We start from the raw sequence: 13015 nt of genomic DNA on the forward strand, positions 1-13015 counted from the left end.
CCTGTGATGTTAAGATAATCGTTCTCGCAATCCTCTCCCTCACCAGCCTTAGATCTTCTCTAATGCTGAGCCTACCATCAACAACGATCCTTACAGGGTTTTCCCCCTCAAAGTACTTCAGCCTAAGAGAAGGGTCGTCTATATTCGCTGTATTAGCTCCAATCATCACAGCCCCCGCCTCTTTTCTAGCCATGTGGAGTCTTCTAAGATCTTCTGGACAGCTAAGACTACTAAACCTAGTTCTAGAGGCTATCTTCCCATCGATAGTGGCTGTGACAAAAACTATTACATAAGGCCTACCCTCAGACTGGGTATAACTAGCCATGCTAACCAGCCTAGCCAACATCCGTGTTATTTCTCAAATATATTTATTCCCAAAAATCTTAATGTATTCCATATTATAGACTTTTAACTATGGAGCTCCTTCATCAAGGATTAGAAGACGATCATCTAGGCTTGATCTATATCGACACATAGCTGGTTAAAGCTTATAAGCGTGATAATTCCATTATTCATAAAGCGATGGGGGTGGGAGGTGTGGGCAAAATTAGAGGTGGGCTTAAAACAAGAGGTTGTGGTTGCTAAGGTAGGAGGATCTCTGATAAGGAGGCCGCAGGACGTAGATACCGTTATAAGGGTGTTGGATAAAAACGTATTTACAGCATATACACCAGTGATTGTTATATCTGCAGTAAAAGGTGTAACAGATCTTCTAATATCGCTATGTAATGGTGATAGATCGTCTATGGATAAGGTGGTAGAGATACATAGAAGCTTCATAGAGTCGCTAGGGCTTGATAGAATGGGAGTGTATGCCCTATCATTAGAGAAAGAGTTGGCTATGTATGGTGAGAAATGCTCCGAAGATCCTAGAGCGAGGGATAGAGTGTTATCGATAGGCGAGAGATTTTCAGCAGCGCTATTCGCTGAGATGATTAGTGATAAAGGGTATAGAGCATATGTTGCGTGGCCGTGGGAAATAGGTCTGATAACAGACAATAGATTTGGAGATGCATCACCTATAATTAATATAACATTAGGTAATATAGCTGCATCGATATCTAAGATAATTGCTGATGGATATATACCAGTAATCCCTGGGTTCATAGGTGTTACACATGATGGCGATATAACCACTATGGGTAGGGGGAGCTCGGATCTGACCGCAGTTCTCATAGCCAGGGCTCTCACAACGTCAAGGCTATATCTATTCACGGAAACACCGGGTATCATGACAGCTGATCCTAAGATCGTGCCTAATGCTAAAACAGTAGATATGATGGATTTTGCCGAGGGTGAAAGGGCCTCGAGATATAGGGTTAAAGGGCTGAATAGAAAGACGTTTGAATATATAGGCGACTATGATGGCGAGATCATGGTACTAGATCTATCTATGAGGGGAACGAGGATCTGTAGAACGTGTAGAAAGCCGGGGGTAAAGGTTATAGCCCCATTTGAGGAGGGGGCATCGATAGTTGGCTGGGGCTCTGGGGAGCTTATATCGAAGATAGCTTCTAGACTTGATATAGATTATAAGGTAGGTTACTACGACGATCTAGAGGCTATAATATACTCTAAAACAGATCCTCACACCCTTGTAAGGGAAGTACATAGGGAGGTGTTTGGGCTATGAGATACGATGTAGCGGTTCTCGGAGCTACTGGAATGGTTGGACAGAGATACGTTAAGATCCTTAGTAAGCATCCTTGGTTCAACTTAGTAGCTCTAAGCGCCTCTCCACAGAAGGCTGGTATGAGATATGGGGATGCTGTTTCATGGGTGATAGGCGGTGAGATCCCTGATGAGGTATCTGAGATAAGACTTTCAAAGCCGGATCCTGAGGAGTTCAGAGGTGTCGATATAATATTCTCAGCACTACCAACAGAGGTTTCTAGGGAGCTAGAGCCGAGGTTCATCTCTAGAGGCTATGCTGTGTTCTCTGATTCAAGTCCTATGAGGCTTGATCCCAGAGTCCCCCTGGTAATACCAGAGATCAATATGTTCCACTTAGAGATCATAAGGGTTAGAAGGAGAGTTGGTGAAGGAATTATAGTGAAAACCCCTAACTGTACATCAACGGTTCTCTCGATGGGACTTAAACCTATGATAGATCTATTGGGGGTTCCTCAACACATAGATACAGTCTCTCTCCAAGCGATATCAGGGGCAGGATATACGGGCCTCCCATCGATGGCTATTCAGGACAATGTTATACCATATATTAAAAATGAGGAGGAGAAGCTATCTGAAGAGCCGAAAAAGATCTTTGGGAAGATCTCTGGAGATGTTATAGAGCCTAATCAACTACTATCCATCGAAGCAACAACCACGAGGGTTCCTGTAAGTGATGGACATATGGTTGTGATCCATGCTCATTACGAGAAAAAGCCCGATCTTGAGGAGCTTCTAAAAGCATATGAATCCTTCAGATCACTACCTCAAGAGGCTAAACTACCCACAGCACCTAGAAGACCTATAGTGCTCCATAAAGCAGTTGATAGGCCACAGACTAGGCTGGATAGAGATATAGAGGGTGGCATGTCGATATCTGTAGGGAGAATCAGGATATCAGAAAGAGGTGGAAGGTATATAGTGAAGCTTGTAGCGCTAGGGCATAACACTATAAGGGGTGCTGCGGGCAATACTATTTTGAATGCTGAGGCAAGTATATATCTGGGATTACTAAGGAGATGAAATTGTAAAACAGATAATTTAGATCTTTTAAATAAGGTTAAAATGTGGTGATCGAGATCTTCTAATGATCACACCGCTTTGAACATCATATCGATCGAGATCAAAACTCTTTTCTCTAAGAGGGCGGCGATCCACGATACTATATTATGGAATATGCTCAGAGAAGAGCGCGTATATCATCGATCAACTTTTGCACCCCTCATCACAGCCATAGCCATATAGGTTATTTATATAGGGGTCTAATATCCCTAAAACTATTCCTTCTATTATGGATATGGCTTTCAGCTGATTAAAACGATCCTTACTTTTATTATAGAATTATAGAAATTCCTAGACATGGATATGTTTTTATATAGTTTTTAGATATCTATTTTCCTCTGGCAATTACTAGCAATGTATATATATATCCTGATATGAGGAGAACTAGCCATATTGTTGATAAGATATATCCTTTGATAATTGATATGGCAATTCCTGTGGAGAGTGCTACTATAGATAAAATCTCAGGCATTTCTGATAATCCAATTCCGTTATATAGCCTCTCTTTTGAGCCTTTAGGTGTTATTGTATATCTATATTTGCTGAGCAACATACCCTGGATTTGATTAATAGCTATGTGTAGAGATAGTGATGATGTAGCTGCAGAGGAGGTTCCCAATCTCTTGATTGCCTCTATGAGCTGTAGATTTTGCCTCTTCATGACTATCTCTATATATCTTACAATATATATGATTGATATTATAAGCCATAGGATAAAGATGTGTGGGATACTCTCGAGAGGATCAGGGCCTATGTGGAATATTAGGAGAATTGGGTATATATAGGTTGAAATCGCTATCGCTATTGTAGGTATATATTGAAGCCCGTATATCATTAGTTCTAGCTTCTTCCAGAGAGGGGCTTTTGAAGCTCTGATCTTCCCTATACCCTTTCTAATAGCTTGCACAGCTCCGAAGCTCCACCTACACTGCTGGATCTTAAAGGCCCTATATGTAGATGTTACGAGAACCTCAACATATTCCTCATCGCAATAGCAGATCCTTAACCCCCTCTCGAATAGCTTTATCCCCATCCAATAATCATCCTGCACTATACCACTATCCCAACCGCCTACATCTATTAACGCGCTTCTTTTATACGCAGTACCGCTACCTAGGGGGACTAAGTGGCATCCGATACCAGCTCTCCCTCTATAGAGAGACCCAACTATGAATTCCATAGCGGTTGAGAGAGCCCTAGCAAGCCTTGTGTCAAATGTATAGTGACCCCTCCATCTAAAAACCACAGCATCACATCCACCGCTGATCATATCTACAGCTCTCCTAACTATTCCTTGGGATGGCTTTGTATCTACATCTAGAAGGAGGAGTATATCGCCTCTAGCCTCCTTAATAGCTAGATTTAAAGCCCCTATTCTCCCACCATCTGGTTTATCTCTAAAAATAAGCTTTATAGCATTACCGTGGCCCCGTAGATCCTCAACGGCTTTTCTAATCTCTTCCCTCCTCTCTACAGGATCATCTGATATTACTAGGATCTCGATCCTATCTCTAGGCCATTCTATCTTTAAACACGACTCTAAAGTTTCTCTAAGAATATTTGGATCCTCGTTCTTTATTGGTATAGCAATGGTTATATATGGATATGGATTAGAATTGGAGATAGTGTCTGAGTTATTGTATCTATATTTAAAGTGATTATATCTGCTATATCCAAGTGAGTAGAATATATGGAGGGCCTGTATAAAGGCAGAAGCTATGAGGGAGGCTGCAGCGATTACTTCTATCAATGCAACACCATTCTCTTTATTCTCCTAAACCTAATTAATGAAATCCACTATAGAAAAGCATAGATGCCTATAAGAGGTTTTAATAAGACCTCTACTATTCTCTCAGGTTTTTGTAGAAATCCGGGGATATCGATGATTCTTTAGATCTAACTTCTCCAACCTAGAGGTTGAAGCTAACAAAGCTGAACTCCTCCTCACCTTGAAGGGCGAGGGTTCCCCCTAGGGCGGGGAGGTTTGGGCTACATCCCGGCTCTCGCCTGGTTCAGCCTCTCGCCTGGTCTTAGGCGTGTTACCCCTACCCCGCATAGTGCGGGGCTCGGGGTTATGGCCTTCTTTTTAGCCAAGATATTGAATGCCCCCACGAGGTCTGCGTTGAATGCGATGTTATGCTTGGAGCATTTGAGTAGCCCTCTCGATATTCTCTCGTGATTCTCTATAGTTCTGCATATTGGGCATGTTCTAGATGTGTTTTCCTCATCTACATGCTCAACCTCTATCTACCCCTCTTCCTATATCCAGGCGGATTAACCCTGGCTATGAATGGTGGTAGCATCATTCTTATTCAGAACCTGCTGTGTTGTTACAGATCCAATCAGCTTCTTATATCTTTCGTAGAACTCCTTATACGTAGCTTTAAGATCTACTTTTTGGTCTCGAAGAACTGCCTCCTCCTTGCATAGTTGATCTCGTTCCAGAGCTTTGAGGAGATATCACATAGTTTCCTCAGCCCCTCCTCAGCCTCCCCATCTGGCAGCATCCTTATCATCACCATTCTGATCGAGATATCACTCCTGGGCCTAGTGGGCATAGAGATAGGGGTGTCATAGCTATTAGAGATTAGCCCGCCGAGGCCCAAAAGGATTATGGAATAAAGCTCATAAGCATCCCATCATCCCCGCCCTAAAGAGCGAGGCTTTCAATTATAACCCTATTAACCAGCCTTCCAATCCCCGCTACTTCTGCCTCTAGAATACCCTCCCTATTGGGGAGCACATATTCGCTTTGATCCCTTTGTTGAGTTACATAACCTATACTGCCAAGGCTTATTATAGTTCCAGGCTCTATCGTCATTATACTTGCTAGGTATTTTATTACCTCTCTATCGTCGAAGAGGAGTTCGCTACTGCTTCCCTTCTGCACTATTTCTCCATCAAATAGGGATAGCATATCTTTTCCTCTGAATTCACCGAATTCCTCGGGTGTTACAACCCATGGGCCTATAGGGCCGAAAGTATCTATGTTTTTTCTGATAAAAGGAGCTCCCCGCACATATTCTTTCCTTATCTCGCCCGTTAGAATATCTCTTCTATATGCATAGTATGCATCCTCCTTAGCAAGCGCTGGGGCTGTTATATCGTTGAAAACTGTGTATCCTAAGATATCTGTTTCTATATTGAAGAACCCCCTTATCCTTCTCCTTGTGATAACTGCTATCTCCACTTCAGGTCTGATACCTTCTTTTGGAGCCTTTATCACGGATTTATCACCTATTAAGGTATTTGGCGTCTTAACAGTGAACCTAGGGTGTCTCAGCTCCTTCTTAGCCTCTTCAGGGTTATCGTAGCCAAGCATCTTAGCTGAATTCACTACAACGCATATAACATAGTTTATAAGCGGTGGTTGAAGCTCTACCTCCGAGAGCTTTACTACTTCTCCTTTTGGCTCTCCGCTATATTGTAGATATCTGCTGAGATCCCCCTCGCCTATTATATATAGATAGTCGCCTCTAACCTCCCCCACGATCTTCATTCCATTATAGATAGCTGTTGCTAGCTTCAATGTCTACCTATCACCTTCCCTCCTTCAATTGTATAGCCTGCTGTATAGTAGTATCCGCCTAATATGCTTAGAGGTTCTATTAGATCTACCTCGTCATTATCTCCATAGCCTATCTCAACCTCACCTCTTCCCCTCCACGCCCTTCCCAGTCTATAGTTGCTCCTTATTATCTCAAGAACCTCAGATAGCTCCTGCTGACCTTTATATGTGGCTGGGAAATGCCTATATGTGAGTGTAGGGCCGAAGCCCCTAAGAGGGATCTCGGTTGTCTCCTCCTCAAGCTCCACTACAATAGTTAAGAGACGTCTTCCTAGTCTGCTACAGTACCCCCCAAGCCTGGTTCCTCTCGAGATCTCACCTAGCACAGGGTTTAAGGGGTTAATCTTGCTCATAACAATTTCAGCGATCTTTTTTGGATATCCATTAAGCCACCCTCTTATAAGAGCCCAATCCTTATCAACCCACATGAAGGGGAAATAAGAATATGGCCTTCCTTCATAGTAAACCTTTAACGCGATCGCAGCCTCCTTATACTGTGTCATATCGGGAACCCTATAGATCCACTCGATATTTTTGCCGTGAACAGTTACGAAGTCAGCTACATAGATCCATGCCTCATCAGATGCCCTAAGGAACTTTGGGAGAAGCTTTTGAGCCTTATCACTATTAACCTTGAGATGAACCGCTATATATTCAACCCCATAGTGATATGGTCCCTCAGGAACTATCGAGGATCTCCCACTCTCTGTAATGACATGTGTATATGCACCCATATATAGACCCTTTCCATCATCCTCATCAGGCTTATTTATATTGTAAATCTAATAAGATAGAGGAGTTTTATAGATCGATTGTAACAGCTGGAGCCTGCTCCATAGTTGGGAGAAGAAGCTGGCAAAACCATTAATCCCTCTCAGAGAACTAATATGAGAAACGGAAGAGGTGAAATCCCGCCCAACATGTGAGGAGGATGATATATGTCTAGAAGGTCTGGAAGGCTTTTGCTGGCGAGAGCGCTAGTTAATATAAGTATCTCCATCTCCAGGCTAAGGTTTCTCTCAGAGGTAATGGAGAGAAGGGCTTCTATGCTTAGGGAAAGGGGTATGGATACCATGGCTGAGGAGATCGAGGTGAAAAGAAAGATCCTGGTAAAGGCTCTAGCTGAGCTGGAATCTATATCTGAGAGATTAAGAACATTAATCGAGCTAGGCACAATATCAGGAGATCTAGCTGGGATAGCATCTATAGTTAAGGGTGTAAGACTAACGATAAAGGATCTCCAGCCGGAGATTGCAGCCTCACTAGGAGAGGCTATATCCTATATAGAAGAAGCTCTGGAAAGTTCTAGGGACTAGTACTTCCTAGAAACCAAATACTCTATGATTGAAACTCTACTCTAGGGTGAAGGGGTCAGCTTTAGTAGGTGATCTATTGCGTTGTATGAATTAGTACCTCGTAGATATAGCTCAGAATATCGATAGATCAGAAACAGCTGAATTTCACCTATCACCTCTCTAGAGCTTTTTCACTAGACCTATTTATTGCTAGAAGAATATGGTTCTCTGGATTGGATACTATGGTGAAATCTTGGTTGTCGGCATCACTTTTTCTAAAAGATAGGTTTTGGGCCTGGATCCTGGTTTCACGGATCCTAATAATTCTCTCATCAGTATTACTGATTATAGGATTATTATCAACTCTATCAAGGTACATATCTACTCATGCAATCCTTATGCTCCTAGGAATCAGGCTTTTCTACTTTGGCATTATGTGGGCGCAGATACCAAGTTATACAGGGTATATGCCCCATAGAGTTCTTAGCTTCATAACCCTTATGATAGAGTTGATAGGTATTCTCTTAACAGCCGCCCAAATAGATCTTTGGCCCTATTTCTTATCAATCTCAAGCCTCATACTTGGGAGCATATATATAGCTAAGGGTCTTGGAACTTCTTGGCAGAAGTTACCTAATATTCTAACAATCCTTGGCATAGTCCATACATCGATCACGTTTCTATTTAATCTAAATCCTCTATATAGCATTTCATTCCCCCTTCTATCCGCTATAAGTATGATGATTAGGGTTGAGCCGTCAATGTTTAGATATAATATCTCAAAATATCTTCTAACAACATATATATCTATCTCAGCGTTTCTACTTATACTCTCTTTTTTCTCCTCATCAAAAGCATTAATGCTGATCCCTGGGTTACTCGTGTTAGTACTTAATAAGATATCTTTTAAGAATATATATGGTATAGGATCTACAATAGCTAAAGTATTAGGGGTATTAGGAGCTATATCTATATTTTTTAACATGGAAATAGATTCCCTACACATGGTTTTAATAGGCTTCTTAGGTGTTATTATGGGCTCTCTTTGCGGCCCACTCATAGTACCTGGTATAATGGGTAGATCCTATAGAGAGTTTCCCTCAAGATACGCTATAGCAATAGCTCTAATAGCTATGTTAAGAGCAATCTATATGGAGATCCCACTGCCTTTCTACATAGAAATACTATCATCGATAACTATTATATTGATCCTCTTATATATATTGAGGATTGTTACATCAGAGAAAGCCTTATAGCTGAGACAGCAAAACTACTGGTTTCCCGATATCGAGAAGAGCAGATCTTATAGCTATAAGACTATTTATAACACTGATTATGAATATTTATTATCAAAGATGCGAAAGACCCTACTCGCTTTATAGACTCTTGGGATGGCCGAGCAAATAGTCTTTCTCAAAGGTCTTCTTATTAGCTATTAGCTATTTATTAAATGTTATGGTGGTTATCTTTTCCCACGTTATTATATATCTATAAATAAATTTATATATTAGCTATAAAGATATATAACTCTGGGGAGAGAATGGGTTCGCCTTGGGAGATCCTTGATAATGCTTCTTGGACTCGTGAGCATTGGAAGCTATTCACTATAGTATCTCTTACATTTTTCCTAGATGGTATCCTCTTCACAATAGTGCCTGCTATAATGTATCTAGTAGAACCTGAGATGGCCACTTTTATATTTGCCGTTAACATTGCGTTCTTCGCGCTAGGTGGTTTTCTTCTAGGTAGGCTTGCTGATCTCTATGGTAGGAGGGTTATGCTTATAATAGCTATAACTATCTACACGATCGCTGCATTTCTGTTAGTACCCTTTCATGGCAGCTTTCTAGAGCTATTGATCCTGACGTCGGCTATTAATTTCGGTATTGGAGGGGAGATTGGGGCTGCATATTCAGCTATAGCAGAGCTCTCGCCAGCAAGGCATAGGGGAAAGGCTATAATGCTTTCTGCTAACATGTGGAATGTTGGTGCAGCGTTGATAGCAGGTCTCTCACTCTACTATAGATCTATATATGAGGATATAAACATCCAGATCAACTCTGTGATACTTACATCAGCGATATTGGCAGCGATAATAGCAATAGCTAGGCTACACCTACCTGAATCACCTAGATGGCTTGTTCAGCATAGGAGATATGGAGAGGCTATAGAAGTTATTCGACGTGTTGTTGGCAGTAAAATAGATCTACATATCTCTGGCGAGAGCCTAGAGAAAGCTATGGAGTCTTTTAGAGGGGTCGGTTTGAGGGAAGCTATTTCTAGATATCGCTTTAGGCTCTCTATATTGATAGCTATAACAGCTTCACAATATACAACGTATAATATGGTGGCATATTACGCCCCCTACGCCTCTGGATTCGCCTATGGGATCGAAGTGGCACCTTTGAATATAGCAATAGCTAATATAGGTGCTTCTCTAGGAGCCTTTTTATTAATACCCCTCATGGATAGAAGTAGAAAGATCTCGACACTCCTATCTTACCTTGGTGGGGCTATATCTGCAGTTGGCCTTGCAGCTATCCACGGCATCTTACCACTAGCTATGTTTCTCATAGTTGTTTTCATAAACATGATATTTTCAGAATGGGCTTGGGCTTCTCTAAGCGCTCTGGAGAGTGAACTGTTCCCAACAGGGGTTAGAGCATCTACAATAGGCTTTATAACACTAATAACAAATCTATCCATAATAGCAGTTGTTATTTACGAAACCTATATATCAGCCCATCTATTCCTCCTATTAGCATCAGTAATATGGGCCATAGGGTTAGTCGCATCTCTCGCATGGTATCTCAGAGGAATCGAAACTGCTAGGAAATCCGTTGAGGAGTTAGCAAAGATCTAAGGCCTATTACCTATAGGGCCGGGAGTTATTTTTGTACCTATATTTCAGCCTTTCCTCTCTTGCAGTGCTTCTATATTTTTATAATTGTTTCCCTAGCTTTTATTTCTTCGATTGGGGTTATCTTGAGAAACACAATGTTCTAGAGCATAGCTTAGCATCTCTTACAACATCTTCCTACATACGTCCTCTATCTCTCTTGGTACTTGTCTACCAAACCTATTAACCTAACCCCCAAGGACAACGGTTCTCCTAACGTTTTCAGCTTCCTATCCATCTCTCATCAAGTACAAGTGATTAAAAAATATTTAAATATATCGCTAAATCTGAAACAGTCTATATACAAGGATAAAGATAATATTAATAATACTTATATTTTAAATATGAAGATCGGGGGTGAGATATGTAGAGTAAAATTATTGATATAATAGGAAATATGGAGATTGTGTTGAACGATAATGTAAACCCAGCTGTATCAGCTATAACTCCAAAGAGGTAAGGCCCTGTTGAGCCTCCTATAAATCCTATGGAATTATACCAGCCTAGAATGGAACCTACAATACCTTTGGGTGTGCTCTCGATGACTAATATGGGGAGGGCCGTGGCTGCGGCTCGTGACATAAATCCTATCACAGGTAGTAGAAACACTACATATATAGGGGGTTTTAGATAGGGGATTATGAGGTTTGTAGCTGCTATTGATAGAAAGCTAATATAGATTATTTTCCTTGCGCCAAACGCCCCAATTAAATACCCACCGATGAATCCTCCAAATATATCTGGTATCGATAGCGAGAGAGAAACAAGATTAGCATAGAGAATTGAGGACTCACTTGTGGAAACAATATATGTTGGCATGAAAGAGGCTACGGCGAAGTATGTTAGAAGAAGAAGGGCATGAACTATATTATAGATAGCTATACTTCTCTCTTGGAGAACTTGAAACATGAGGGACCATATGTTTGATTGATACTGAATAGAATCGCTTTTACCCACAGGATTCGGCTTTATAGTCATGAATATGAGGGAGGCTATTAAGCCAGGTATAGAGATTATATAGAATATCTCTCTCCACAAGCCTATGTTTCCTAATAGCCCCCCTATGATTATCGATGCCGAGGCTCCCGCACCTATTCCAGAATATACAAGGCCGAGAGCTCTTCCTCTCTCGCTAGGGCTGAATAGGGTTGAGATCAGTGATGTGCTTGATGTATAGAAGGTTCCAGCGCCCAGCCCTGCTATGAAGGCCAGTATCACCATGGTAGATATGTTGGGGCTGAAACCCATGGCAATGCAGGAAAGCGACATAGCTATAAGACCAGCTATTATAACCCTCAATGGTCCTAAAATATCACTCATAATACCGGCTGGGATCTGCATGATCGCATATCCTAGAAGGTGGCTTGTAAATATTAGGCTAGCATCGCTATGGGAGGCGCCAAAGCTTTTTTCTATTAAAACCAATACTGGTGATGGTGCAAATCTAACTGCAAAAACAGAGAACCAGCCCAGCCAACCTGCAACTACTACTTTATTCACCATGGCTCTAGAACCCCGGCTCTCTCAGAGGTTTATAGAGATTAGAAAGGGTTTTTAGTATCCGCTTTCTACCATTGGTCCTCATGCTTCTCACAACCTTCATTTTCCCGCATCTCTTCGATTATTCCTATATAAAGCTTCATAGAACCTCTCATCCCTGTTATCCATACCTCAGCAAATCCCTGCTTACTACTATCTAATAGAAAAGAGCGGGTCGTAGGAGCCCTCATGGGTGATAGCTACCCATGCTATTCAATCTTTCTAGAAGCGATTATAGCAATAGTTATCGATGCTACCATAAATACCGCTAGATATATTGCTGATATGGCAACAGTTCCAAGATCTCCTATGCCCAACAAGTAAAACCTAGTTATATTATTGGCATGTGTAATCGGATTAGCCTTAGCTATTATTTGAAGATACTGGGGCATCTGATCTATTGGAAACAATGAGTTGCTAGTAAACATTAGAGGTAGGTTTACAAGGTTTGCTATTGATATCACTAGATCGTGGCTTGTGATCCTAACAGCTACAGCTGTAAATATCGATGAGAAGGAAAGTGCTAGAGTAGCTATAACAACATAGAGTATAAGGATATCGAAGAAGCTAATACCGCTCTTAAGAGTAAGACCAAGCCCCAATGCTATTAGGAGAAGGGCCGTGGCCTGTATTAAGGCCCTTGTAACTGAGGATAGGATCTTACTTAATACTATGCTGAACCTCGGTATAGGTGCCACAAGAAATCTGTTTAGATAACCAAGTCTTCTATCGAATACAATGCTCATACCGCTCCACATCGTTGTGAATAGTATAAAGACGCTTAACATACCCACAACAAAGAAGGAGAAGTAGTCGTAACCCCCAAAATACCTCTTAACTATATACTCCTCTATGATTCTTTGCAGTTGGCTCCTAAGCTGCTCAGCCCCAGGTATATCGGGGATTCTGAAGAGAACTGAGAAGTTCAGGCTCTTACCGAATAGCCCCATCCACATAAGGGGGATCACTACTATGAATACA

General features: G+C 41.4%; 13 protein-coding genes. 5 read left to right on the top strand and 8 right to left on the bottom strand.

All coding sequences use genetic code 11. From position 1 onward, the window contains the following. A partial coding sequence (locus QXE01_08420; GenBank protein ID MEM4971260.1) for a dihydrofolate reductase family protein occupies positions 1–346 on the bottom strand: 346 nt, incomplete at its 3' end. 189 nt (positions 347–535) lie between these two features. On the opposite strand from QXE01_08420, the gene QXE01_08425 reads away from it, so the two are divergent. Beyond that, entirely contained in the window at positions 536–1633 is a 1098-nt protein-coding gene (locus QXE01_08425; GenBank protein MEM4971261.1) for a hypothetical protein, read from the top strand. Next, positions 1630–2694, top strand: a complete 1065-nt coding sequence (gene asd / locus QXE01_08430; protein ID MEM4971262.1) for an aspartate-semialdehyde dehydrogenase — start codon at positions 1630–1632, stop codon at positions 2692–2694. Before QXE01_08425 ends, asd begins: the two co-directional genes overlap by 4 nt. A 367-nt stretch (positions 2695–3061) precedes the next feature. On the opposite strand, the gene QXE01_08435 is transcribed toward asd, so the two are convergent. The 4 genes from QXE01_08435 to QXE01_08450 all read right to left on the bottom strand — a co-directional run bounded on the left by QXE01_08435 (position 3062) and on the right by QXE01_08450 (position 7035). Next, the gene (locus tag QXE01_08435) at positions 3062–4483 is read right to left on the bottom strand and encodes a glycosyltransferase family 2 protein (protein MEM4971263.1); all 1422 of its coding nucleotides are present in this window, start codon (positions 4481–4483) and stop codon (positions 3062–3064) included. Positions 4484–5123: 640 nt separating this feature from the next. Next, positions 5124–5291: a hypothetical protein gene (locus tag QXE01_08440; protein ID MEM4971264.1), complete on the bottom strand. Its 168-nt coding sequence runs from the start codon at positions 5289–5291 to the stop codon at positions 5124–5126. Positions 5292–5383: 92 nt separating this feature from the next. Continuing rightward, a complete protein-coding gene (locus QXE01_08445; GenBank protein MEM4971265.1) occupies positions 5384–6262 on the bottom strand; it encodes a fumarylacetoacetate hydrolase family protein in 879 nt (292 codons plus the stop codon). Next, positions 6259–7035, bottom strand: a complete 777-nt coding sequence (locus tag QXE01_08450; GenBank protein ID MEM4971266.1) for an acetoacetate decarboxylase family protein — start codon at positions 7033–7035, stop codon at positions 6259–6261. Before QXE01_08450 ends, QXE01_08445 begins: the two co-directional genes overlap by 4 nt. 204 nt (positions 7036–7239) lie before the next feature. Here QXE01_08450 and QXE01_08455 point away from each other — a divergent pair, with 204 nt between their 5' ends. Then, positions 7240–7617, top strand: a complete 378-nt coding sequence (locus QXE01_08455; protein ID MEM4971267.1) for a hypothetical protein — start codon at positions 7240–7242, stop codon at positions 7615–7617. A 532-nt stretch (positions 7618–8149) separates the two neighbouring features. On the opposite strand, the gene QXE01_08460 is transcribed toward QXE01_08455, so the two are convergent. Beyond that, a complete protein-coding gene (locus QXE01_08460) occupies positions 8150–8581 on the bottom strand; it encodes a hypothetical protein (protein ID MEM4971268.1) in 432 nt (143 codons plus the stop codon). Positions 8582–8630: 49 nt separating this feature from the next. On the opposite strand from QXE01_08460, the gene QXE01_08465 reads away from it, so the two are divergent. Both QXE01_08465 and QXE01_08470 read left to right on the top strand, forming a co-directional pair. Continuing rightward, positions 8631–8852, top strand: coding sequence for a hypothetical protein (locus QXE01_08465; GenBank protein MEM4971269.1), 222 nt, complete (start codon positions 8631–8633; stop codon positions 8850–8852). A gap of 284 nt (positions 8853–9136) precedes the next feature. Beyond that, positions 9137–10459, top strand: coding sequence for an MFS transporter (locus tag QXE01_08470; GenBank protein MEM4971270.1), 1323 nt, complete (start codon positions 9137–9139; stop codon positions 10457–10459). Positions 10460–10816: 357 nt separating this feature from the next. Here QXE01_08470 and QXE01_08475 read toward each other — a convergent pair whose 3' ends face one another. Both QXE01_08475 and QXE01_08480 read right to left on the bottom strand, forming a co-directional pair. Then, complete coding sequence (locus QXE01_08475; protein ID MEM4971271.1) at positions 10817–11998, bottom strand: MFS transporter; 1182 nt, start codon at positions 11996–11998, stop codon at positions 10817–10819. 245 nt (positions 11999–12243) lie between these two features. Then, a partial coding sequence (locus tag QXE01_08480) for an ABC transporter permease (protein MEM4971272.1) occupies positions 12244–13015 on the bottom strand: 772 nt, incomplete at its 5' end.

This window comes from Sulfolobales archaeon, from assembly GCA_038897115.1.
Taxonomy (GTDB): domain Archaea; phylum Thermoproteota; class Thermoprotei_A; order Sulfolobales; family AG1; genus AG1.

Excerpts from the sequence above, each read along its gene's own strand:
- QXE01_08460 (MEM4971268.1), bottom strand. The coding sequence starts at position 8,581 with ATGTTAAAAAATATAGATATAGCTCCTAATACCCCTAATACTTTAGCT.
- QXE01_08440 (MEM4971264.1), bottom strand. The coding sequence starts at position 5,291 with ATGCCCACTAGGCCCAGGAGTGATATCTCGATCAGAATGGTGATGATA.
- QXE01_08450 (MEM4971266.1), bottom strand. The coding sequence starts at position 7,035 with ATGGGTGCATATACACATGTCATTACAGAGAGTGGGAGATCCTCGATA.
- QXE01_08465 (MEM4971269.1), top strand. The coding sequence starts at position 8,631 with ATGGGCTCTCTTTGCGGCCCACTCATAGTACCTGGTATAATGGGTAGA.
- QXE01_08470 (MEM4971270.1), top strand. The coding sequence starts at position 9,137 with ATGGGTTCGCCTTGGGAGATCCTTGATAATGCTTCTTGGACTCGTGAG.
- asd (MEM4971262.1), top strand. The coding sequence starts at position 1,630 with ATGAGATACGATGTAGCGGTTCTCGGAGCTACTGGAATGGTTGGACAG.
- QXE01_08475 (MEM4971271.1), bottom strand. The coding sequence starts at position 11,998 with ATGGTGAATAAAGTAGTAGTTGCAGGTTGGCTGGGCTGGTTCTCTGTT.
- QXE01_08455 (MEM4971267.1), top strand. The coding sequence starts at position 7,240 with ATGTCTAGAAGGTCTGGAAGGCTTTTGCTGGCGAGAGCGCTAGTTAAT.